The sequence below is a fragment of the Ralstonia sp. SET104 genome, from assembly GCF_003851545.1.
Lineage (GTDB): Bacteria > Pseudomonadota > Gammaproteobacteria > Burkholderiales > Burkholderiaceae > Ralstonia.
The window spans coordinates 33280-54037 of record NZ_BHVX01000022.1 but is presented as its reverse complement, the minus strand read 5'-3'; the positions used below and the strand labels follow the sequence as shown (position 1 = coordinate 54037).

The 20758-nt window shown below is 64.3% G+C and carries 23 protein-coding genes and 1 pseudogene; 13 read left to right on the top strand and 11 right to left on the bottom strand.

The features are described 5' to 3' along the window. Positions 1 to 166 precede the first annotated feature (166 nt). From PSUB009319_RS20920 to PSUB009319_RS20885, 6 genes are all read left to right on the top strand, one after another. Entirely contained in the window at positions 167 to 1192 is a 1026-nt protein-coding gene (locus tag PSUB009319_RS20920) for an IS110 family transposase (protein WP_124384095.1), read from the top strand. Between the two features lie 363 nt (positions 1193 to 1555). After that, positions 1556 to 1858, top strand: a complete 303-nt coding sequence (locus tag PSUB009319_RS20910) for a hypothetical protein (RefSeq protein ID WP_124384099.1) — start codon at positions 1556 to 1558, stop codon at positions 1856 to 1858. Positions 1859 to 1944: 86 nt separating this feature from the next. Beyond that, entirely contained in the window at positions 1945 to 2616 is a 672-nt protein-coding gene (locus PSUB009319_RS20905) for a DUF1345 domain-containing protein (protein WP_124384093.1), read from the top strand. Next, entirely contained in the window at positions 2613 to 3701 is a 1089-nt protein-coding gene (locus PSUB009319_RS20900) for an AI-2E family transporter (protein WP_124384092.1), read from the top strand. Before PSUB009319_RS20905 ends, PSUB009319_RS20900 begins: the two co-directional genes overlap by 4 nt. 688 nt (positions 3702 to 4389) lie before the next feature. After that, a complete protein-coding gene (locus tag PSUB009319_RS20890) occupies positions 4390 to 5643 on the top strand; it encodes an MFS transporter (RefSeq protein ID WP_124384090.1) in 1254 nt (417 codons plus the stop codon). Between the two features lie 111 nt (positions 5644 to 5754). Next, positions 5755 to 6126, top strand: a complete 372-nt coding sequence (locus PSUB009319_RS20885; protein WP_260393093.1) for a LysR substrate-binding domain-containing protein — start codon at positions 5755 to 5757, stop codon at positions 6124 to 6126. Here PSUB009319_RS20885 and PSUB009319_RS20880 read toward each other — a convergent pair. The 4 genes and pseudogenes from PSUB009319_RS20880 to PSUB009319_RS20865 all read right to left on the bottom strand — a co-directional run bounded on the left by PSUB009319_RS20880 (position 6123) and on the right by PSUB009319_RS20865 (position 8141). Beyond that, positions 6123 to 6398, bottom strand: a complete 276-nt coding sequence (locus PSUB009319_RS20880; RefSeq protein WP_124384089.1) for a hypothetical protein — start codon at positions 6396 to 6398, stop codon at positions 6123 to 6125. The two genes, PSUB009319_RS20885 and PSUB009319_RS20880, sit on opposite strands and share 4 nt — an antisense overlap. Before the next feature lie 109 nt (positions 6399 to 6507). After that, a pseudogene (locus PSUB009319_RS23320) lies at positions 6508 to 6600 on the bottom strand (MBL fold metallo-hydrolase); the annotation flags it as partial. Between the two features lie 52 nt (positions 6601 to 6652). After that, the gene (locus PSUB009319_RS20870) at positions 6653 to 7417 is read right to left on the bottom strand and encodes an SDR family oxidoreductase (RefSeq protein WP_124384088.1); all 765 of its coding nucleotides are present in this window, start codon (positions 7415 to 7417) and stop codon (positions 6653 to 6655) included. Between the two features lie 49 nt (positions 7418 to 7466). Then, a complete protein-coding gene (locus tag PSUB009319_RS20865; protein WP_124384087.1) occupies positions 7467 to 8141 on the bottom strand; it encodes a histidine phosphatase family protein in 675 nt (224 codons plus the stop codon). 258 nt (positions 8142 to 8399) lie between these two features. Between PSUB009319_RS20865 and PSUB009319_RS20860 the strand changes: the two genes are divergently transcribed. Next, the gene (locus PSUB009319_RS20860) at positions 8400 to 9623 is read left to right on the top strand and encodes a M20/M25/M40 family metallo-hydrolase (protein ID WP_124384086.1); all 1224 of its coding nucleotides are present in this window, start codon (positions 8400 to 8402) and stop codon (positions 9621 to 9623) included. A gap of 64 nt (positions 9624 to 9687) precedes the next feature. Here the strand turns inward: PSUB009319_RS20860 and copD are convergent, their stop codons facing one another. Both copD and copC read right to left on the bottom strand, forming a co-directional pair. Beyond that, positions 9688 to 10614, bottom strand: coding sequence for a copper homeostasis membrane protein CopD (gene copD / locus PSUB009319_RS20855; RefSeq protein WP_124384085.1), 927 nt, complete (start codon positions 10612 to 10614; stop codon positions 9688 to 9690). A 4-nt stretch (positions 10615 to 10618) separates the two neighbouring features. Next, positions 10619 to 10990 (bottom strand): copper homeostasis periplasmic binding protein CopC, encoded by a 372-nt coding sequence (gene copC / locus PSUB009319_RS20850; RefSeq protein WP_124384098.1) that lies wholly within the window; start codon positions 10988 to 10990, stop codon positions 10619 to 10621. A gap of 207 nt (positions 10991 to 11197) precedes the next feature. On the opposite strand from copC, the gene PSUB009319_RS20845 reads away from it, so the two are divergent. Then, positions 11198 to 12319 (top strand): beta-ketoacyl-ACP synthase III, encoded by a 1122-nt coding sequence (locus PSUB009319_RS20845; protein WP_124384084.1) that lies wholly within the window; start codon positions 11198 to 11200, stop codon positions 12317 to 12319. Positions 12320 to 12422: 103 nt separating this feature from the next. On the opposite strand, the gene PSUB009319_RS20840 is transcribed toward PSUB009319_RS20845, so the two are convergent. Beyond that, entirely contained in the window at positions 12423 to 12695 is a 273-nt protein-coding gene (locus tag PSUB009319_RS20840) for a hypothetical protein (protein ID WP_260393092.1), read from the bottom strand. Between the two features lie 65 nt (positions 12696 to 12760). Between PSUB009319_RS20840 and PSUB009319_RS20835 the strand changes: the two genes are divergently transcribed. Continuing rightward, positions 12761 to 13153, top strand: coding sequence for a tautomerase family protein (locus PSUB009319_RS20835; protein ID WP_124384083.1), 393 nt, complete (start codon positions 12761 to 12763; stop codon positions 13151 to 13153). Between the two features lie 122 nt (positions 13154 to 13275). Here PSUB009319_RS20835 and PSUB009319_RS20830 read toward each other — a convergent pair whose 3' ends face one another. After that, positions 13276 to 14232 (bottom strand): SRPBCC family protein, encoded by a 957-nt coding sequence (locus tag PSUB009319_RS20830; RefSeq protein ID WP_124384082.1) that lies wholly within the window; start codon positions 14230 to 14232, stop codon positions 13276 to 13278. Further along, on the bottom strand, positions 14216 to 14572 hold the full coding sequence (locus PSUB009319_RS20825) for a helix-turn-helix transcriptional regulator (RefSeq protein ID WP_048931586.1): 357 nt from the start codon (positions 14570 to 14572) through the stop codon (positions 14216 to 14218). The genes PSUB009319_RS20830 and PSUB009319_RS20825 overlap by 17 nt, the downstream gene beginning before the upstream one ends. A 115-nt stretch (positions 14573 to 14687) precedes the next feature. Here PSUB009319_RS20825 and PSUB009319_RS20820 point away from each other — a divergent pair, with 115 nt between their 5' ends. Genes PSUB009319_RS20820 through PSUB009319_RS20810 form a run of 3 tightly spaced genes read left to right on the top strand, consistent with a single transcriptional unit; the run spans position 14688 to position 16788 of the window. Next, positions 14688 to 15581 (top strand): serine aminopeptidase domain-containing protein, encoded by an 894-nt coding sequence (locus tag PSUB009319_RS20820; RefSeq protein WP_124384081.1) that lies wholly within the window; start codon positions 14688 to 14690, stop codon positions 15579 to 15581. Continuing rightward, positions 15578 to 16012 (top strand): MarR family winged helix-turn-helix transcriptional regulator, encoded by a 435-nt coding sequence (locus PSUB009319_RS20815; protein ID WP_124384080.1) that lies wholly within the window; start codon positions 15578 to 15580, stop codon positions 16010 to 16012. The genes PSUB009319_RS20820 and PSUB009319_RS20815 overlap by 4 nt, the downstream gene beginning before the upstream one ends. Continuing rightward, positions 16009 to 16788: an enoyl-CoA hydratase gene (locus tag PSUB009319_RS20810; RefSeq protein WP_124384079.1), complete on the top strand. Its 780-nt coding sequence runs from the start codon at positions 16009 to 16011 to the stop codon at positions 16786 to 16788. The genes PSUB009319_RS20815 and PSUB009319_RS20810 overlap by 4 nt, the downstream gene beginning before the upstream one ends. 161 nt (positions 16789 to 16949) lie before the next feature. Here the strand turns inward: PSUB009319_RS20810 and PSUB009319_RS20805 are convergent, their stop codons facing one another. Then, positions 16950 to 17417, bottom strand: a complete 468-nt coding sequence (locus tag PSUB009319_RS20805; RefSeq protein ID WP_124384078.1) for a DUF3005 domain-containing protein — start codon at positions 17415 to 17417, stop codon at positions 16950 to 16952. A gap of 64 nt (positions 17418 to 17481) precedes the next feature. Then, the gene (locus PSUB009319_RS20800; RefSeq protein ID WP_124384077.1) at positions 17482 to 18900 is read right to left on the bottom strand and encodes a PLP-dependent aminotransferase family protein; all 1419 of its coding nucleotides are present in this window, start codon (positions 18898 to 18900) and stop codon (positions 17482 to 17484) included. Positions 18901 to 19228: 328 nt separating this feature from the next. Here PSUB009319_RS20800 and PSUB009319_RS20795 point away from each other — a divergent pair, with 328 nt between their 5' ends. Continuing rightward, a complete protein-coding gene (locus tag PSUB009319_RS20795; RefSeq protein ID WP_124384076.1) occupies positions 19229 to 20749 on the top strand; it encodes a M20 family peptidase in 1521 nt (506 codons plus the stop codon). Positions 20750 to 20758 lie beyond the last annotated feature (9 nt).

Below are 20758 nucleotides of genomic sequence, written 5' to 3'. Positions count from 1 at the left end.
AGGGCTGAGTCCTGTGCAATACAGAACTCAGCCCTGTCAGGCCTAGCCTTACGAACCGTCCAATTTTACGGGGTCAGTTCACACATTGCGGGCGTAATGAGATGGTCACCCCCACACCCTACGAGCGGGTCACGCTGGTAGGGTGTGTTTCTTTGTGGAGGCCATCATGCAGAACGTCACGCTGGTTGGGATCGACCTGGGCAAGCACAGCTTTCACCTTCACGGGCAGGACCAGCACGGCAAGGCCGTGTTTCGCAAGAAGGTGAGCCGCAAGCAACTGATCGAGTTCTTCGCCACGTTGCGGGCCTGTACCGTGGTCATGGAAGCCTGCGCCGGGGCCCACCACATGGCTCGCAAACTGGCCGCGTTCGGCCATCAGGTCAAACTCATCTCACCGCAGTTCGTGCGGCCCTTCGTCAAGGGCAACAAGAACGATTTCGTCGACGCTGAGGCGATCTGCGAAGCGGCGTCCCGTCCCTCCATGCGGTTCGTGAGCCCCAAGACAGAGTCGCAACAAACACTCTCGGCGCTGCATCGGGTGCGCGAATCGCTGATCCGCGACCGCACCAAGACGGTCAACCAGATCCACGGCTTCCTGCTCGAATTCGGAATCAGCCTGCCGACAGGCCAGGCGGTCATCAAGCGCTTGCCGTCGGTGCTAGCCGAGCACCCGTTGCCGCCCCGCTTGGTTGGCATCCTTGATCGGTTGCACGCCCACTTCAAGTACCTCAGCGAGCAGGTTGACGAGATCGATCGCGAGATGGGTCGGCAGCTCGCCGAAGATGACCTGGGGCAACGCCTGCTGTCGATTCCCGGTGTAGGGCCGATCACTGCGAGCGTGTTGGCTACTGAGATGGGCGATGGCAAGCAATATAGCTGCGGCCGGGACTTTGCCGCGTCGATCGGACTGGTCCCGCGTCAATACAGCACTGGTGGGCGAGCCAACCTGCTCGGCATCAGCAAGCGCGGGGACAAGAATATCCGCCGCCTGTTGGTTCAATGCGCCAGGTCCTACATGCAGCGGCTGGAGCGGCAAACCGGCCGGCTTGCCGACTGGGTTCGGGCCATGCTGATGCGGCGGCACTCAAACGTCGTCGCCTGCGCCTTGGCCAACAAGCTGGCGCGCACCGCGTGGGCGCTGGCGGCGCACCACACCACGTTCAGGGTGGACACGGGCGCTCAGCAAGCCTGAGCGCCCGCTATCCACCCCGGCCGTATTGAACCTCTCCCACCTGGCTTTGCGACCGCTGACATCTGATGACGTGAACGGCACACCGGCCTGACGGACAACCTGGCAAACAAATCGGCTCTCGAAGCCGTGGGCGTTTTAAAGGACCTTCAGGCGCGATTCTCATCGTGGCGCGGGCAGCCTCTGCCCACAACGACGCCGGATAGATTTAGGCAAGCCAACCACACCATCCAACTTCAGGGTTGCAAAAGTGGGGGTGACCATAGATTTTGTTTGTGCCGTCTGTTTGTGCCGTCGGGAAGCATGATTATTGCGAACCGAGTCGCCATTGCCGCGTCTCACTCTCATCGCAACCCGGAAGCCATGATGATTCGTTCCCCCCGTCCGTCCCGCTCCCTCTTGTGTATTCCGCTGGCGGCGGCCGCCATGCTGGCCGGTTGCGCGACAGTCACCCCGGGCCCGTTCCAGATCACTGTGCGCGATGCCGACGACACTGTGCTGGAGCAATTCCAGTTTCAGGCCGGCTCGCAGGGGGCGCTTGAGACCGCAATGATCGGCATGTGCCGCGTGTATCCGGAAGCCACCGTCATCGCCGAGCAGCTCTCCACGCACGAACACCTGGAGGAGCGTTGCAAGCGCTCGTTTGCTTCGATGCTCGCGCCGTCCTGATGCCGCGCTGAAGCGGCTACCATGTCGCCTCATCGGCTGGCATTGCCGGCCTTGTGTGAATCCCTGAACACGCACCTGAGGCCCACGTGAGCCAGCAAGACGAGTCCTCGCAGATTTCCCAGATTTCCCGTTTTGCCGCGGCACGGCCGCGCCTGCTGTCGTCGTTTGTTCTGGGCGCCGTTGCGGTTGCCGTTGTGCCCGCGCACGGGTGGCTTGTCCGTCTGCTGCTCGGCTGGGACGTCGCCGTGTGGACGTACCTGATCCTGATCACGGTGATGATGCTGCGCGCGGACCCGCACCGCATTCGCGCTGTCGCCCGCCGTGAAGATGAGCGCGCATCTGCCGTGCTGGCGGTGGTCTGCCTCGGTGTGGTGGCCAGCATGGTGGCGATTGCGTTTGAGTTGGCGACAGCCAAGTCGGCAGGGCACGCACAGGCATCGCACTACGTGTTCACCGGCATTACGGTGCTGGGCGCGTGGCTGATGGTGCCGATGATGTTCACGGTGCACTACGCGCATCTGTATTACCGCGCGCCCCATGCGCCGCCGCTGCGGTTTCCAGACGAGGAGCTCGAGCCCGATTACTGGGATTTCCTCTACTTCTCTTTTACGATCGCGGTCGCCAGCCAGACGGCCGATGTCAGCATCCGTTCGCGCGCGATGCGGCGGGCAGTGCTAGGGCAATCGCTGCTGTCGTTCTTCTTCAATACGAGCATTCTCGCGCTCTCCATCAACATTGCTGCCGGCCTGTTTTCATGACGATGCTGCCTCCAGAGCTTCCCCCCAGCGCGCACACCCGCCCCATCAACGCCGTCAGCTACGTGCTGGTGGCAATCATGATAGCGACCGTGCTGTGGCTGCATTTGCTGCCGGCGGCCATTGCCGGCTTCCTCGTCTACGCGTTGGCACGCAAGCTGGAAGCGCGCCTGCGCGAGCGACGCATGCTGTCCAGGCGCGCGAAGGCGACTGCGGTGATCGCCGTGTCCGTCATTGCAGCGCTCATTCTTGCGGGGCTGGGCATCGGGATTGGCCGCCTGGTCGAGCACGGACACGGGCTTGAAGGGATGCTTACGCGCATTGCCGACGTGCTTGAAAACGTGCGGGAATCGTTGCCGGCAGCAGTGGTCGACTACGTTCCGCAGTCGGTGTCCGAGCTGCGTATGCAGCTTGTGCAGATGATCAAGGAGCACGGCCATCAGGTGTCGACGCTCGGTATCGACGGCTTGCGTGCCAGCGCATTGATGCTGGTCGGGCTGATCCTGGGGGCGATGGTGGCGTGGTCGGATATGCCGGACCCGTCGCGCCACAAACCGCTGGCCGCAGCGCTGTTGAACCGGTTGAGCCGGTTGACCGATGCATTTGAAGCCGTGGTGTTTGCGCAGGTGAAGATCTCCGCGCTCAACACAGCGCTCGCTGCCATCTACCTGCTGGGCGCGCTGCCGCTGTTCGGGCAGCACGTGCCGTATTCCAAGTCGTTGATCCTGCTGACCTTCGTGGCCGGGCTGATTCCGGTGGCCGGCAACCTTATCTCCAACGCGGCCATCGTGGTGATGAGCGTGACCGCATCGTTGGAGTTGGCAGTGGCATCGCTGATCTTCCTGGTGGTGGTGCACAAGCTCGAGTATTTCGTGAACGCACGCATCATCGGCAGCCGCATCGACGCGCGCGCGTGGGAGTTGATCCTTGCGTTGATCGTGATGGAAGCGCTGTTTGGCGTGGGCGGCGTAATTGCCGCGCCGGTGCTGTATGCCTACTTGAAGCGCGAGCTGACGGATGCCGGGCTGATCGGCGGACGGACTTCTCGTGTTGATGAGCGGGTTGACCCGCCAGCGCCCCCGCGCTGACGGCATCGGCAGAAAAGAGCGCGCCCTACGGGACGAGGGGCGCGCAATAACTCGCTGACCGAGAGACGTCAGCGAGCCGAGGGTCGGTACACGGGGACGAAGCGCGCGGCGGGCGCGTGACATTGCCGGTGACATCCACGGCTTCGGAGGTGACGAAGCAGCAGACGACCCGGTCGTCTAGCAAGGCCTGATAAAAAAGGTCTCCCATCGCGCGGCATAGCGTTCCCGTTAGCAGGATCATCATGGCTCCCCTCCCTGGTTGACCGATGTGCGGCATCGTGAATGCAGGTCATCGGTTCGGATTGCGGATCGTCGTGCATGCAAGTTGCCCACGCATCGGTTCCGTCAGGCCGTCGGCGCTGGCGCTCGCGGGTGGCTCCGGGCGCCGTGCTGCAGTCCATGCTGGCGAGTATAGAAAGCGTCTCCTGAGCGGCCATGCTCCGAACGGAGTAGCCCCGCGCGCGAAAACGGCTAACAGGTCGGCTGCCTGCCAAGGCAAGCTGGGCGCGGGTTTGCGGGAGGTGGGGGCGGCTCTGATGGAAGCGGCGTCGCGTGGACTGACGCTTCTGCCCCGACAGTAAGTTGTCTGGTTTGCGCTAATCATTGTCAAATTTGCGGTAACACGCCTGCACCGTTTGGGCGCAGCATTGAGCGCTCCCCCGCCTGAACATCGTTACCGCAAACCATCATGCAAACCACCGCAAACGGCACAGCCGCTGATTTGGCCAGCCCCGCGGCCACCCCCGCGGCGCAGGCTGACAAGACCGGTTTTGGCGTGATCGGCGCCATCAGCTTCGCGCATTTCCTCAACGACATGATGCAGTCGTTGATCCTGGCGATCTATCCGCTACTCAAAGGCAACTTCCACCTCGATTTCTCGCAGATCGGGCTGATCACGCTCACGTACCAGATCACGGCGTCGCTGCTGCAGCCGATGGTCGGGCTCTATACCGATAAGCACCCGAAACCGTACTCGCTGTCGGTGGGCATGGGATTTACGCTGGTAGGCCTGCTGCTGCTGTCGGTAGCCCCTAACTTCGGCACGGTGCTGCTTGCGGCTGCGCTGGTGGGCACGGGTTCGTCGATCTTCCATCCGGAATCGTCGCGCGTGGCGCGTATGGCGTCGGGCGGGCGACATGGCCTGGCGCAGTCGCTGTTCCAGGTGGGCGGCAACGTGGGCAGCGCGATGGGACCGTTGCTCGCGGCCATCATCATCATGCCGTACGGGCAGCACAGCCTGGCGTGGTTCTCGATTGCTGCGCTCATTGCCATCTTTGTGCTCTATCACGTGGGCGGCTGGTACAAGCGTGAGCGTGCTGCTGGCCATGGCCGCAAGGCGGGTGGCCGGGCCCATGCCGCCGTCAAACTGTCGGGCGCTCAGGTGGCGTTTGCGATGACGCTGCTGGTCGTGCTGTTGTTCTCCAAGTACTTTTACCTGGCGAGCTTGAACAGCTATTACACGTTCTACCTGATCACCAAGTTCCACCTGTCGGCGCAGACGTCGCAACTGTTCCTGTTCCTCTTTCTGTTCTCGGTGGCGGTGGGCACGATTGTCGGCGGGCCGATCGGCGACCGTGTTGGCCGCAAGGTCGTGATCTGGGTGTCGATCCTGGGTGTGGCGCCGTTCACGCTGCTGCTGCCGTACGCCAATCTGTTCTGGACAGCCGCGCTAACGGTGATCATCGGGTTGGTTCTGGCCTCGGCGTTCTCGGCCATCCTGGTGTACGCGCAGGAACTGATTCCCGGCAAGGTGGGTATGGTGTCGGGCCTGTTCTTCGGGTTTGCGTTTGGGCTGGGCGGTATTGGCGCAGCGGTGCTCGGCAAGCTGGCCGATGCGACCGATATCTACAACGTCTACCACCTGTGCTCGTTCCTGCCGCTCATCGGCCTGCTGACGGTGTTTCTGCCGGACATCGAGCGCAAGCGCCAGCAAACGGCCTGATATGAGAAGCGGATCAGCCCAGCGGTGGGTCGCGTGCGCGCCGTTGCGGTGCGAGGGTCGGGAGGGCAGGTGCTTTGACTTCTGCCTGCAGAACGCTGCCGAGCAGCGCGGGTGCGTTCGGGGGCTGACGTCAAGCGCCGCCGCTTGCTGCACACGGCCACGCGGCCCGATGCGTGGCAGACGTGGTGGCGTATCAGCGGCATGCCGCGCCCGCGTGGGCGTTTGCCTGAGTCACGCTACGAACATTTCTACCTGAGCTTGCAGGCAGCCTCGGCTGGGCAGGGCACTGCCATCGCGTCCAGGCTGATGGCCGGAGATGATCTGAAGGATGGCAGATTGGTGGCGTCGGATGGCTTCCGGCGCGATGGATCGGCGTATTGCCTGCTGGCCGACACGCCTGTCACGGCTGACAGCCCGGCCGGCGCCTGGCTCGCCTGGCTGCGCGAGGAAACAGCGACGACCCTGACGGATCCGGGCGCTTAAGCCGCAGCGTGTCGGCCAGCGCCCAGAATGCCCCGAATGGTGGCCAGATACGCCTCACCCACGGCCCGGTTGAATGGTCGCGCACGCTGCGTGGCCCGCTTACGCGGCGGTGGCGTCAGGCCCAGCGTGCGGCAGACTTCCGACGCATACGGCCGCCCGCGCCCGTCCATGCGCAAAACGACTTCGTTCAGGGCCTGTTCACCCAGGCGCTCGCGCAGCCAGAGCACCGTCTGGCGGTCGTATTCGTTCTCAATGCGGATCAGGTCATCCATGGCGAGTGCTGTATAAATTTACAGTTACTGTAAATATATACAGTTGTTCGCAGATTTCAAGGGCGCTGTTGTGGTGCGCGCCACACCCCCGCGAACCGCGCGTTTTTGGGTCGAACTCGGGGCCGATGTGGTTGGAGACGAGCGGCGTATCGAACGCGGCGAGCGTGTCCGTGCCGCGGATGACGACCTGGTTGCCGTCGGGTCGTCATCGTGCGTCCTCTGCGCGGCTCGCCCCGCGTCAGGCCGTCGGACCGTCAGACCGTCATGCCGCCATCGACGACGATGCATTCGCCGTTGGTGTAGCTCGCGGCGTCGGATACCAGGTAGAGCACCGTGCCGGCCATCTCACGCGGCTCGGCGTGGCGGCGCAGCGGAATCTCGCTGATCCAGCGGTCGTAGGTCGCCTTGTCTTCAAACAGTGCGCCTGCGAACTTGGTCTTGGTCAGGCCCGGCAGCAGCGCGTTGACTCGAATGCCGAACGGCCCGCATTCCTTGGCAAACGCGCGCGTCATATGCGCCACGGCAGCCTTGGTGATGGAGTAGATGCCTTGCTTGTCGCCCGGGTGCAGCGCGTTGACGGACGCGGTATTGACGATCGCGCCGCCGCCCTGCGCTTTCATCATCTTGCCGGCTTCCACCGACATGAAGAAGTAGCCGCGAATGTTCACGTCCACGGTTTTCTCGTAAGCAGCCAGATCGGTCTCGAGAATGTGGCCGAAGTGCGGGTTGGCTGCCGCGTTGTTGATGAGGATGTCGAGCCGGCCGTGCGTGCGCCGGATGGTGTCGAACGCGGCCGTAATGTCTTCCATGCGGCCGACGTGGCAGGCGAGGGCTTCGGCTTTGCCGCCGGCTGCGCGGATGCGTTCGGCCACGACTTCGCAGTCGGCCAGCTTGCGGCTGGATACGATGACGTGCGCGCCCTGTTCAGCAAGCAGCTTGGCGATTTCTTCGCCAATGCCGCGGCTGGCGCCGGTGACCAGGGCGATCTTTCCAGTCAGGTCGAACAGGTTGGTGCTCATGGTGTGCTCCTCCAATGGTTGTGTGTGTTGTGGGCGTCTGCTTGCGCGTTCAGCCGTAGGTCTGGAATTCGCGCCGCGCGGGGTCATCCAGATGCGGAATGCCGTTGAAGGTGGCCAACTGGAACGACTCGGCGTTGAAGAAATACTGAGAGACGCTGCTGTTGCGGATCTGCAGATTCAGTGAAATGGCGCTGGCTGGCGGCGCGGCCAGCACCTGTTGCGCCGTGACGGCGATGGGGCCGCCCGAACTGACCGCCAGCACGCGCTGTCCGCCGCCGGCCCGGATGGCCGCGCGCGCCTCGGCCACGCGCTGCTGGAATGCGGCCCACGTCTCGGGCAGGGGCCCGCGGATCTTGTCGTCGGACCACAATTGCAGCACTTGTTTGAGCGCACGGTAGTGGTCGCGCATCGAGCCCGAAGCCAGCTTTGTCAGTTCGGGAAAGTCTTCACCGAGCGCGGCAAACAGCCCCTGGAAGTCGTACTCGTTCAGCCCGGCATGCTGCTCATACGCCGCGCCCGAGGCGCCCATGCCGCGCAGGATGCCGCCGACGGTCTGCTCATGGCGGCGCAAGGTGCCGCAGATGACGCGATCGAAGATGATGTCTTGCCGCGCGAAGTATTCACCGAGCCAGATGCTCTGCTGCTCGCCGCGTTCGGAGAGCCGGTCGTAGTCCGCCGCGCCAAACGAGGCTTGTCCGTGCCGTACGAGATAAAGCTCCGCCATCGTCTGCTCGCCAAATCAAAGGGAAGTCCAGATTAGCGGCGCGCGCATTATTTGTGAAATTTATTCTATGAATGACCGGTAATGCATGCGGTAAATAGTTTGGCGGCCGCCCGGTTTGCGCTGCAAGGCCCGACTGCATGACTTGCCGACAAGAACAAGCTGCGGCTGACACCCGTGCCGCCTACGCAACATGGCGGCTCCGGCGCGCGCCGATCTTGTGTGTAATGGCTGTTTGCCACTCCGCTCCAAAGGTCCTGCATGAAACCATCCCGCCTTGCCATTGCTGCGCTGCTGCTGTGTGCCTCCGGTCTGTCCTGCGCCGCCGATGCCCACCCCAAGGTGCTGTCCGCCGCCGAGGGTTACCGTGGCGACGCGCTGCACCTGCTTGAGCGCCTGGTCAATATCGATTCCGGCACCGGCAACGAGGCAGGGCTCAGCCAGATCGGCACCGTCGTCACCGACGAACTGCGCAAGGCCGGCGCCCAGGTGGAAACAGTGTCCGCAGCGCCGGCGGTGGGCAACAACATCCTCGCCACCTGGAAGGGCACGGGCAAGACGCGCATCCTGCTGATGGCGCACATGGACACCGTCTTCAAAGACGGCACCGCACGCGCCAAGCCGTTCACGATCAAAGACAAGCGTGCCTACGGCCCCGGCGTGATGGACGACAAAGGCGGTGTTGTTGCCGGGCTGTATGCGATGAAGATCCTGCAGCAGCTCGACTTCAAGCAATACGGGCAGGTGACGCTGCTGCTCAACACCAATGAAGAAACCGGCTCCAAGGGCACGCGCGCGCTGATCGAGCGCGAGGCCAAACAGCACGACGTCACCCTCAACCTGGAGCCGGGCCGGCCTGCCGACGGGCTGGTCGTGTGGCGCAAGGGCAGCGGCACGGCAGAGGTGGACGTGAAGGGCAAGGCAGCACATGCAGGTGTCGCACCCGAATCGGGCCGCAACGCCGCCACTGAACTGGCGCATCAGACGCTGCAGCTCGGCAAGCTTGGCGACAGCGCCAGGCAGACTACCTTCAACGTCACCGTGCTCAAGGCGGGCGATGCGACCAACGTCATCCCAGACCACGCAACCGCGTACGCCGATGTGCGCGTGGCCGTGCCGGAAGAATTCGACCGGGTTGAACGCGACATGGCGCGCGTGTCGGCCAACAAGCTGATCCCGGATACGGAGGTGAAAACCTCGCTGGTGCGCGGCTTCCCCCCGATGCCGCGCAATGCCGCGTCGGATCAGCTTGCCGCCAAGGCACAGGCCATCTACGGCGAGATCGGGCGCAAGCTCACGCTGGAGGGCAGCGGCGGTGCGGCAGATTCCAGCCTGTCTGCCGGAGTCGGCACGCCCACGCTTGACGGCTTTGGCATTGTTGGCGGCGGCATTCACACGCCGGAAGAATATGCGGAAGTGGAGAGTGTGGTGCCGCGTCTTTATCTGCTGTCGCGGATGATCATGGAGCTTGCCGCCGGCAAATAAGTGCTGCGTTCGGCGTAGGTTGAAAAAAACGGGTGGCAGCGATGTGCTGTCACCCGTTTTGTGTTTAAGGCTGTGGCGAAAGCATGCCCAGCCACGCCACCAGCGCCAGGACCAGCGCGGCAAGGCAGGCCTCTGTCCAAAGGCTGTTGCGCAGCGCCTTGACCGCGACGGCGTAGTTGGCGTCTTGGAGGGCGGCGGCAAGCTGCGGGCTCAACCGATAGCGATGGCGGGCAGCGAGGCCAAGCATCAACGCAAACAGCATCAGCTTGGCCAGCAGCAACAGGCCATACGGCGTCGTGAAAAGCGCGTCGAGCGTCGGCCCGACGACGTACAGGTAGTTGATGATGCCCGTGGCAACCAGCAACGTCACGATGATGGTGCCGATTGGCGCAAAGCCGCTGGCGGCGCGGCTGAGCGTCTGCACCGCGTTTGGCGTGTCGGCACGTTTGGCAGACGACAGCAACACGAACGCGACCAACGCACCCACCCACATGCCGGCGGCCAGCAGATGCGCAATGTCGGCGGCGAGATGGAACGTGCCGCGCAGGCCATCGTCCATGGCGCCGTGCCCAGCCCACGCGAGTGTGGCCAGGGCGATGGCGCCCAACAGCGCGAGCCCGATTCGCAGGCGGGCGCGCTGTTGGCGCCACGCAATCGCAATGACAAGGCAAGCGGCGAGCACCGCCACGCGCGTCAGCCACGCCATGCCGACAGCGGTGCCGGTCAGGATCGCGTTGAAGACGTGGCCGGTCAGCTGGGTGTAGGCGGTTGTGCCCGACATCGATTCGGCCATTGCCACCATGTCCCACATCGACAGCACGATGCCCGTGACCACCGATGCCGCGGCCACCCTGCCGTACAACCGTGAGATGGCTGACGACCGGTCGGCCGGGCCAAGCGCGTAGAGGCTGAAAAGCGGCACGCCAAAGAGGACCATCAAGTCCAGATGCAACGCAAAGCGCAGGGCAACGCCCAGCCAGTCCTCCGGCATCGTGTTACTTCACCTGGAATGCGAGGGTGCCGCCCACGCGGTGCGTGTCTGCGGCCACAACGTGCCAGTCGACGCGGTAGGCTCCCGGCGCGAGCGGCTGGGCGGGCAATACGGTCAGTGTCTTCCCGTCGCTGCTGGTGGCGACTTTGGCGGCGATATTCGTCGGGCCAGACGCCGCCGCCATGACCAGCGTGGCATTGCAGAACTGGGCGACCAGTTTTTCGGAGAAGTGCAGCGCGATCTCGGTGGGCGCGGGGCCCACGGATTTGTCGGCGGGGTTTGCCGAGATCAATTTTGGATGGGCCAGCGCCAGCGAGGTGGCGAGCGCGGCGACAACGGCCACACTGGCTTTGGCGATGCGGGAAGGGCTGAGCATAGGCATTCGGGTTTCCTGCGAAGTTCGGGGCTGGGCTAGCGTAACGCATTGTTTTCCGCTCTTGCGCTTACCGGGGGGGGCGAGCACCTGCCAATGTGCGCGCGGCAACGCAACGCCAAACTAGATGTAAACGACCACATCCCGCAACCCGCATGGCGCGGCCGATGTGCTATCGTCGCCGCCACGAAAATTTAACAAATTCCGGGTATGCACGACGTCGTCATCAGCGGCACGGGCCTGTGGGTTGCGCCCGAGGTCATCACCAACGAGGAGCTGGTTGCCTCCTACAACGCCTACACGCAGCGCCACAACGCGCAGCACGCAGCGGCCATTGCCGCAGGCGAGCGGACGGCGCTGGCGGAATCGTCGGCGGAGTTTATCGAGAAGGCGTCGGGCATTCGTCAGCGCTACGTGATCGACAAGGCTGGCGTGCTAGACCCGGCACGCATGCGCCCGCATCTGACACAGCGTCCGGACGATGCGCTGTCTCTGCAAGCAGAGATCGGCGTGGCTGCCGCGCGCGATGCACTGGCCGCTGCCGGCCGCAATGCCGCCGATGTCGACATGCTGCTCTGCGCGACCTCCAACTTTCAGCGCCCGTATCCGGCATTGGGCGTTGAAATCCAGAACGGCATTGGCGCGGGCGGATATGCATTCGACATGAACGTTGCGTGCTCGTCGGCCACCTTTGGTCTGGAGCAGGCCATCAACGCCGTGCGCAGCGGCACTGCGCGCGCCGCGCTTGTGGTGAGCCCCGAGATCACCTCCGGCCACCTCGATTGGAAAGACCGCGATTGCCACTTCATCTTCGGCGACGTGTGCACGGCCGTGCTGGTCGAGCGCGCGCAAGACACGCGGTCCACCGACGCGTGGCGCGTGCTCGGCACCAAATGCGCGACCAGCTTCTCCAACAACATCCGCAACAACGCTGGCTATCTGTCGCGCAGCGAAGACCGCAACCCGGACGACCGAGACCAGCTCTTCCGCCAGGAGGGCCGCAAGGTTTTCAAGGAAGTCTGCCCGATGGCCGCCGAGCACATTGCCGGACATCTTGAATCGCTGGGCCACGCCCCGGCTGACGTGCGCCGCTTCTGGCTGCATCAGGCCAACCTGGCGATGAACCAACTGATCGGCAAGCGCCTGCTGGGGCACGATGCGTCGGCCGACGAGGCGCCGGTCATTCTGGACGAGTTCGCCAATACGGCATCGGCGGGTTCCATCATTGCGTTCCACCGCCATCGCACCGATCTGAAGACGGGCGATCTGGGCATGATCTGCTCGTTTGGCGCGGGTTATTCGATCGGCAGCGTGGCGGTGCAGAAGCTGTAGTTGTTTGGCGGACGATGCGCAGGTTTTGGCCGGCAGCGTCGTCCTGAAGCGCGTCAATGCCTGCGCGTGGACTGCACAGGACTGAGTTGCGATCCACGCCCCACTACCGTCCCGCAGTGGCCCGCAAGATGGATGCAAATGTCCGCAGCGCCTTCTTTGCCACCGGATCTGCCCGCCGCGAGTGCAGCACCACGCTGCGCCCCGGCAGCGGCGGCCAGCCGAACGGTTCTTCCATCAGGATTGCACCGCCAGTGCGCCGAGCGTCGTGGCGCAACACTACGGCGGCATCCAGCATGCCGCGCTCGAATTCCTCCAGCACTTCATACGAACTGGCGATGCGGATTTCCAGCGTGAGTGTTGGCTCCGCGTGGCGCATGTGACGCAGCAGCCGTGGGCTCAGGCATGATGCAGGCACCTCACCACCCAGCCAAGGAGTCCACCATGCCTCTGGTTCAAGTGTCGTTGCGGCGCGGCAAGCCAGCCGCCTACCACCAGGCCATCTTCGATGGCGTCTATCGCGCCATGCGCGAGACTTTCAACGTGCCGGAGGACGATCGCTTCATGGCGATCACCGAGCACGACGCCAGCACCTTCAGCGTCAGCCCCACGTACTTTGGCATCGCGCGCAGCGAAGATGCGATCCTGCTCCAGCTCACCGTCAGCAACACACGCACGCGTGAGCAGAAGCAGGCCCTCTATCGGCGCATCGTCGAGGTGCTGCAAGAAAGCCCCGGCGTGCGCCCCGAAGATGTGTTCATTAACCTGGTGGAAGTGCTGCCCGAGAACTGGTCGTTCGGGCACGGCATTGCGCAGTACGTGGCGGACAAAACCTGAGGCACGCCATGACCCGCGCCAGATCCTGTTCGCCTATGTGAGCGGCCTGCTGAGGGGCATGGCGCTTGTCGTCGGCGCGGCGGTCATGCTGGCGACCGTCGCGCGCGATGTGCTGCGGATGCTCAGTCCTTGAGTGAATCGCCCAGCATGTCCAGCAGAAACTGCGTTCCACGCTCGCGCGATCCGGAATCGTCATAGCCATCCAGGAAGGCGCCCTGCTCGGTCATGACAAGCCGGGTGCCGTTGCCTTCCGAGCGCAGTTCCAGCGTGGCGAGCGAGGCAGAGATCTTGCGCTCGTCCAGGTGCATCACGTACGAATAGACGACGCGCTCGTTGGGGATGACGTCGTGGTACAGCGCCTCGAAGCTCGATACCACGCCGCTGTCCCACCGGCCCTTGACGACTTCGCGGCCACCGGGGGTGGCGTCCATCTCGCGCACGAGCAGCGTGTAGCCGTTGCCACCGGCAAACCACTTGGCCTTGGCGGCCGGGTCGGTCAATGCCTTGAACACGCGGGCGCGCGGTGCGTCGTACGTGCGCTCCACGGTAAAGGTGGCATGCACGACTGAACGCTTGATGCCATTGGTGAGCGGCACGCTTGCGGCTTCGCGCTCCAGCTTGTCCAGCGTTTGCTTCCAGCCTTCGGGCGCGCCCTTGATCATCATCTCGGCAATCGGCGCGAGCGGCGTGTGGGTCTGCGTGACTTCCATACGCGTAGTTTTCGCACCTTCGCCGCCTTCTTGCGCAAACGTGACGACGGTGTAGGCGTTCATCAGCGGGCGGTTGTCGCCGTCCACCACAGTCATGTCGATCACCAGGCGCGCATTCGGCACGATCTCGACAAAGTGGCCCCGCGACCAGTGGTCTTGCCCTTCGGGCGAGCGCATGCACACGTCAAACTTGCCGCCCACGCGAAACTCCACCGTCGCATCGGGCACCGTGAAGTGCGTCGGGCAGAACCAGCGCTTGATGTGTTCTGCAGTGCTCCATGCCTTGAAGACCCAGTCGGGCGATACGGGAAAGGTGCGTGAGATCACGAGCGGGCGGAGGGTGCTGGGGCTTTCAATGGTCGTCGTCATGCGGGTCTCCTTGGGTTTTGAGCGTTTCCAGATAGGCGCCCAGGCGGTCGAAGTGCTGTTCCCACTCTAGGCGTCGTTGGTTGATCCACTGCTCAGCCAGGCTCAGGGCCTCGGGTTCGATACGGCAAGTGCGCACGCGGCCCACCTTTTCTGATCGCACGAGACCGGAGTTCTCCAGCACCGACAGGTGCTGCATGACAGCCGGTAACGAGATGTCGAGCGGTTGCGCCAGCTCGCTGACAGAGGCTGGCCCGCGCACGAGCTGAACCAGCATCGCGCGCCGGTTGCCGTCTGCCAGCGCCTGGAAGGCGAGATCGAGAGAGGTGTCATGGTTAAGCATGTTGTTAACTATAGAGACTCCGAATAGTTAAGCAAGTACTTTATCTTTCTGCCGTTGACACAACTATTTACTTCGCATACAAAGTAAAAACTTCGTATGCGAACTAATCGACACGATGGACAGCATCTTCCAAATCATTCCCGCCGCAGACGGCTACCCATTGGGTGCCACGTTCTGGACGGCGGCCGGCACGCCGCAGGGCGTGGTCGTTATGCACCCGGCGACGGGCGTGCCGCAGCGCATCTACCAGGCGTTTGCGCAGTTCCTGGCCGAACGCGGCTTCCACGCCATCACGTACGACTACCGCGGCATTGGTGCATCCCGGCCCAAGAGCCTGCGCGGCTTTGCTGCCCGCATGCGCGACTGGATGCTGCTCGACGCAGACGGCGTGACGCGGTGGGCGCGGGCGCGTTATCCGGAGTTGCCGCAACTGGCGGTCGGGCATTCAGTGGGCGGCCACGCTATCGGCATGTGCGGTGCGGGCTGGGGTTTGGCCGGCGCGGCGCTGGTGGCCTGCCACACGGGCAACTCGCGCTTCATCCGCAAGCGTGGTGAGCGCTGGCGTGTTGAGTTGATCCTGCGCGGTGTCGGCCCGGCACTGGCGCGGCTGATCGGTTATGTGCCCGGCAAGCGCATGGGCCTGGGTGAAGACCTGCCCGGCGGCGTTGCCATTGAATGGGGCGCGTGGGCCGGCATGCAGCGCTACTTCTTCGATGATCCAACACTGAGTGCCATCGAGCGCTTCAACCGCGTGACGAACCCTGTGATCGTCTACGGCTTTGACGACGACCCCTGGGCCACGCCGCCCGCCATCAACGCGTTGACGCAGCACTTCACCGGCACCTGGGTTGAGCGCCGCCAGATTGCCCCCGCAGACGCAGGCGGCGCCGTCGGGCACATGGGTTTCTTTCGCCCGAAGTTTGTCGACGCGCTGTGGCCAGGGTTGGCCGACTGGCTCGCGGCGCAGGCCGCAACGGCACGCGCGCCTGAAGCCGCGGAGGCTGCATGACGGCACCCGAGCGTCGCCTTGTCTATCTGATCAACGTTGGGCAGCGCCGCATGCAGCGCTGGATTCAGACGCGCTCTGGTGAAGGCGTGACGGCCGCGCAATCCGGCTTGCTGTTCTTCCTCGATAAGAAAGACGGCGCGTTGATGCGCGAGGCTGGTGCCGCGTTAGATCTCGGCCCATCCGCCATGAGCGGCCTCGTGGACCGCACGGCAGACGCTGGCCTGATCGAGCGCCGGCCCGATGCCAGCGACGGCCGCGCATGGCAGCTCTGGCTCACACCCACCGGCCGCGCAGCAATGCTCCAGGCCAAAGAGGGCCTGACCGAATTGAACGCACGGTTGACCGACGGCTTTACCAACGCTGAGATCGACGTCGTTGCGCGCTGGCTGGCCAACCTGCAAACCAAATTCCCCACTGGAGACGAGCAATGAGCGAGCACATTCAACGCCATCAGGCCGATGGCGTGCTGACCCTAACCCTGGCGCGCGCCGACAAGAAGAACGCCATCACCGATGCCATGTACGGCGCGCTGGCCGATGCACTGAACGCCGCCGAACACGACAACGCCGTGCGCGTCGTGCTGCTGCGCGCCGAGGGCGACATGTTCTCGGCCGGCAACGACATCGGTGAATTTGCGTCGACGGCCATGACAGGCGGCAAGGGTGACGCCGAGCGCAACGTCATCCGCTTCCTGCATGCGCTGGCACGCGCTACGCGTCCGCTGGTGGCGGCGGTGCAAGGCCGCGCCGTCGGCATCGGCACGACCATGCTGCTGCATTGCGACTTCGTGCTGCTGGCGGACAACGCACAGCTCTCCACGCCGTTCGTCAATCTGGCGCTGGTGCCGGAAGCGGCATCGAGCCTGCTGATGCCCGCGCGCCTGGGCCACGTGCGCGCGTTCGAGATGTTTGCGCTGGGCGATGCAGTGAGCGCGGAATCGGCGCTTGCATGGGGCTTGGCCAATCGTGTAGTGCCGCTGTATCAGCTTGGCACGGAGGCACAGGCCATTGCTGCGCGATTGGCGCGCCAGCCGCTCGGCGCGCTGACCGAAACCAAGCGCCTGATGCGCGATGCAGAGCTGCTCAAGCAGCAGATGGATGCAGAGAGCGCCTGCTTTGCGCAGCGCCTGAAATCTCCCGAAGCGCATGAGGCCTTCCGGGCGTTTGCCGATCGGCGGCCGCCCAATTTCAACGCCGTGGCGCACTGAGCGCGGCGGTGCTTCGGCAGCCTTGGTCCGGCTGCCTTTTTTATGTCTGGACCGGACCGCCAATTGGCCCGGGGCGGCGAAAGGGCCCGAGGCTGCCGCGCCCGGCACGCCCGGCCACGGCTGATACGTCGATCGGCATCATGCCGCCACGGCGCAGCGCGTTAGCGCCGCGTGTCGAGCGCATCGGGTGCATCGGGTGCATCGTCGTCTTCCAGCGAGAAACGCTGTGCGGCGCGTGTACCGTTGCGCACCGTCTCGTCGACCACGCCCCGGTGCACCAGCTTGTGCCCGGCGTCGGGGGCCACGGTCGGCTGCCCTTGGCTGCGTCGGCTATCGATGCCCGCAATTGGCGCTTCCGGGTCGGGCTCGGGGTTGGTGTTGACCAGTGACGCGTTGGAATAGATGACGTTGTCTTGCCACAGCGACGGGTTCTTGGCCGCCTCCTGGCTTTTGCCGTCAGTGTCGATCGTGCTGCCGGAGGCCTCGGTGCCGGACGCGTCTACAGAGCGGATGCGCTGTGATGCCTGCTGCACGGGGTCGGCCGGGCTGGGGCCTTCAACGTAGGTGGTGCCCGCTTTGCCTGGCTCGTGCAGGGGCGGGCGGGCAGAACGGAATTTGTCGGAGTGCATGACGGGGCTCCTGAGTGAGCGCAGACGGCAAACCTGCCGCAACCGTCATGCCTGCGCGCGGCGTCTACGCGCGCTTGCGTGTGGACCGCTTGCCCGCCTCCTGCAGGAACGCCAGCGCACGCGGTTCCGTTGCGTATGCGCTGTTGATGCGCACCCACGGCGATACCTCCAGATTCGGGCGGAAGTAGTGTCCAGGTGCCAGCGTCACGCCGTGCTTTTCCGCCGTGGGAGCCAGCTCGCGCGAATCCTCCACGTGCGGCACACGCGCCCACAGGAAGTTGCCGCCCGACGGATGGTGAAACACCTCCCAGCCTGCGTCAGCCAGCACATTGAGTGCGGCAATGACGGAGTCACCCGCGCGCTGGCGCAGCCGCTCCACATATTTGCGATAGGCGCCGCGCTCGAGCAGCGTGGTCACCACGGCCTCGGCAAAGCGCGATCCGCCCACGCTCGTGAGCATCTTCACGTTGGTCAGGTCATGCACCAGTTCGCGCTTGGCAATCAGGTAGCCCACCGGCAGCGACGCCGATACCGTCTTGGAAAACCCGCCCACGTAGATCACGTGTTCAAGCTGGTCCAGCGTGGCCAGCCGCGCGGTCGGATCAGCTTGCAGGTCGGCAAAGATGTCGTCTTCGAGAAACGTGAAACCGTGGCGCCGCGCCAGCTCAAGCAACCGGAATGCCACCGGCGGCGACACGACCGAACCGGTCGGGTTCTGCAGCACGCTGTTGATGAAGAACAGCTTGGGCCGGTGCTCGCGCAGCATTGCTTCCGTGATTTCCACGTCGGGGCCATCGCCCCTGCGCGGAATACCGACCAGCTTCACACCGTGCAGCCGCAGCAGGCCGAACACGGTGTAGTAGCCCGGGTCTTCTACAAACACCGTGTCGCCGGGCTTGAGCAGGTGCCGCATCACAAGGTCGATCGCCTGGCTGGTGCCGGCGGTGATCAACACATTGGGTGGCTCTGCCTGGATGCCGAGCTGGCGCGCGCGCATCATGACCTGATGGCGCAGCGCAGTGTTGCCCAGTGGCGAGGCGTAGTCGATCACCGCATGCGTATCCGTGCGCGAGACCTGGCGGATGGCTTGCGTGAGGCCATCCACGTCGCGCCAGTCGGCCGGCACGAACCCGCCGCCAAGCTTGAGCATGCCGTCGGGGTAGCTGAACTGCTCGAAGATGTGTTTGGACTCGGCCTCCGCCCGGCGCGGGTCAGACCAGCCGCGCCCGTCGCGGCCGGTCAGGTTGCTCTCAGCCACGTAAAAGCCCGAACCGTGGCGCGAGCCCAGCAGGCCCAGCGAGACCAGCCGGTCGTAAGCCTCGATCACCGGGAAGCGGCTGATGCCGTAGTCGGCCGCCAGTTGCCGGATCGACGGCAGCTTGGCGCCAGGGCGCACGTCGTTGTCGCGAATCCACGCCTGCACGCCGGCCACAATCTGGTCGGCAATCGGTACGCGGGTGGTGGCATCGATAAGGAGTTTCATGGCGCGGGCAGGGCTGGATGCAGCCGAACAGTCGAATATGACTGTTCGCTACTGTTCAAGGATTGTAGCCAAACGTGCCGAAACCGAGGGTGTGCTTGATCAGCTTGCCGCAGGCGATGCGTCCGCGCTGGGCTGATCGCACTGCGGTTGCAATCGTTTGAAAACAGGGCCGGTCCTCGCAAACAGGGGCCGACCCTTCTTCTTTGCGCATTTTGAAGCCGCATTCGGAACCGCCCCGAACGCATGCGACTCCGGCGATACTGGCGCCTTACGCCCGGTGCATGCATACCGGGCGAAGGCAATGCACCTTCAAAGGAGAGGAGACACAATGCGTACGTCGTCCAAGCGTCGTGGAGCCGTGGTGGGGCGGCTGTTGCGCCTCGTCATCGCGATTGTCGTGTTGGTGGCCGCTTACGTGGCGTTCAACACATGGCGGCACGGCTCGCGCCAGCTCGATGTGCCCGCTGTTACGCCGGTGGCCGTGGATGGTCCAGCCGCTGCAGCGCACTTGGCCGAAGCCGTGCGCGCACGCACCGTATCCAGCGCGACGGATGCGCAACTGAACGCCGACCAGTTCCGCCAGTTGCACGCGATGCTTCAGGCGCGTTACTCCAAGGCGCACGCCGTGCTGCAACGCGAGCAAGTGGGTGACTTTGCGCTGCTCTACACCTGGAAGGGCTCCGATCCATCATTGCCGCCGATCATGCTGATGGCGCACCAGGACGTCGTGCCCATTGCCCCCGGCACAGAAGGCGATTGGACTCAGCCGCCCTTTGACGGCGTGGTGAAAGACGGCATGGTCTGGGGCCGCGGCGCGTGGGACGACAAGGGCAACCTCATCTCGCAGATGGAAGCAATCGAGCTGCTGGCCGCCAGCGGTTTCAAGCCTCGCCGCACCATCCATCTGGCCTTTGGCGCCGATGAGGAGGTGGGTGGCGAGCGCGGTGCCAAGCAGATCGCTGCGCTGCTCAAGTCGCGCGGTGAGCGGCTCGACTTCGTGGTTGACGAAGGGCTGCTGATTACCGAAGGCGTGCTGCCGGGGCTGGCCAAGCCGGCTGCGCTGATCGGCGTGGCGGAAAAGGGCTTTCTCTCCGTGCAGCTCAAGGTGGCGGCCACGCCGGGGCATTCGTCGATGCCGCCGCCGCACGGGCAGAGCGCCATCGCCATGATGAGCGCCACGCTCAAGCGGCTGGATGACGACCAACTGCCCGCCGGCATTCGTGGTGTTGCGCAGGAGATGTTTGCAACGCTGGCGCCCGAGATGCAGGGTTTCAGCCGCGTTGTGCTGTCCAACCTGTGGCTGTTCGGGCCGATGGTGCAGAAGCAGTTGGAAGCATCGGCCAGCTCCAACGCCATGCTGCGCACCACCACTGCGCTGACCATCGTGCAGGCCGGCAACAAGGACAACGTGCTGCCCGGCCGCGCCGAGGCCACGGTCAACTTCCGCCTGCTGCCAGGCGACACTATCGCCTCCGTCACCGCACACGTGGAAGACTCCGCCCGAGCCGCCGCGCCCAAAGGCAAGTTCGAATTGAGCCGGCTGCCCGGTTCAAGCGAAGCCTCGCCCCTATCGTCCGTCTCGCCCACGCAATCGGCGTCGTACCAACTGATCAACAAGACGGTGCGCGAGCTGTTTCCGGGCACCGTCGTCGCGCCAGGGCTGATGATTGGCGCGACCGATTCGCGCCACATGATTGAGATTGCCGACCACGTGTATCGCTTCTCGCCGGTGCGCGCCAAGCCGGAAGACCTGCCGCGTTTTCATGGCACCAACGAGCGGATTACCGAGGCAAACCTGGTGGAGCTGATCCGCTTCTATCACCGGCTGGTGCAGCAGGCGGCGGGCTGAGCCGTTTTC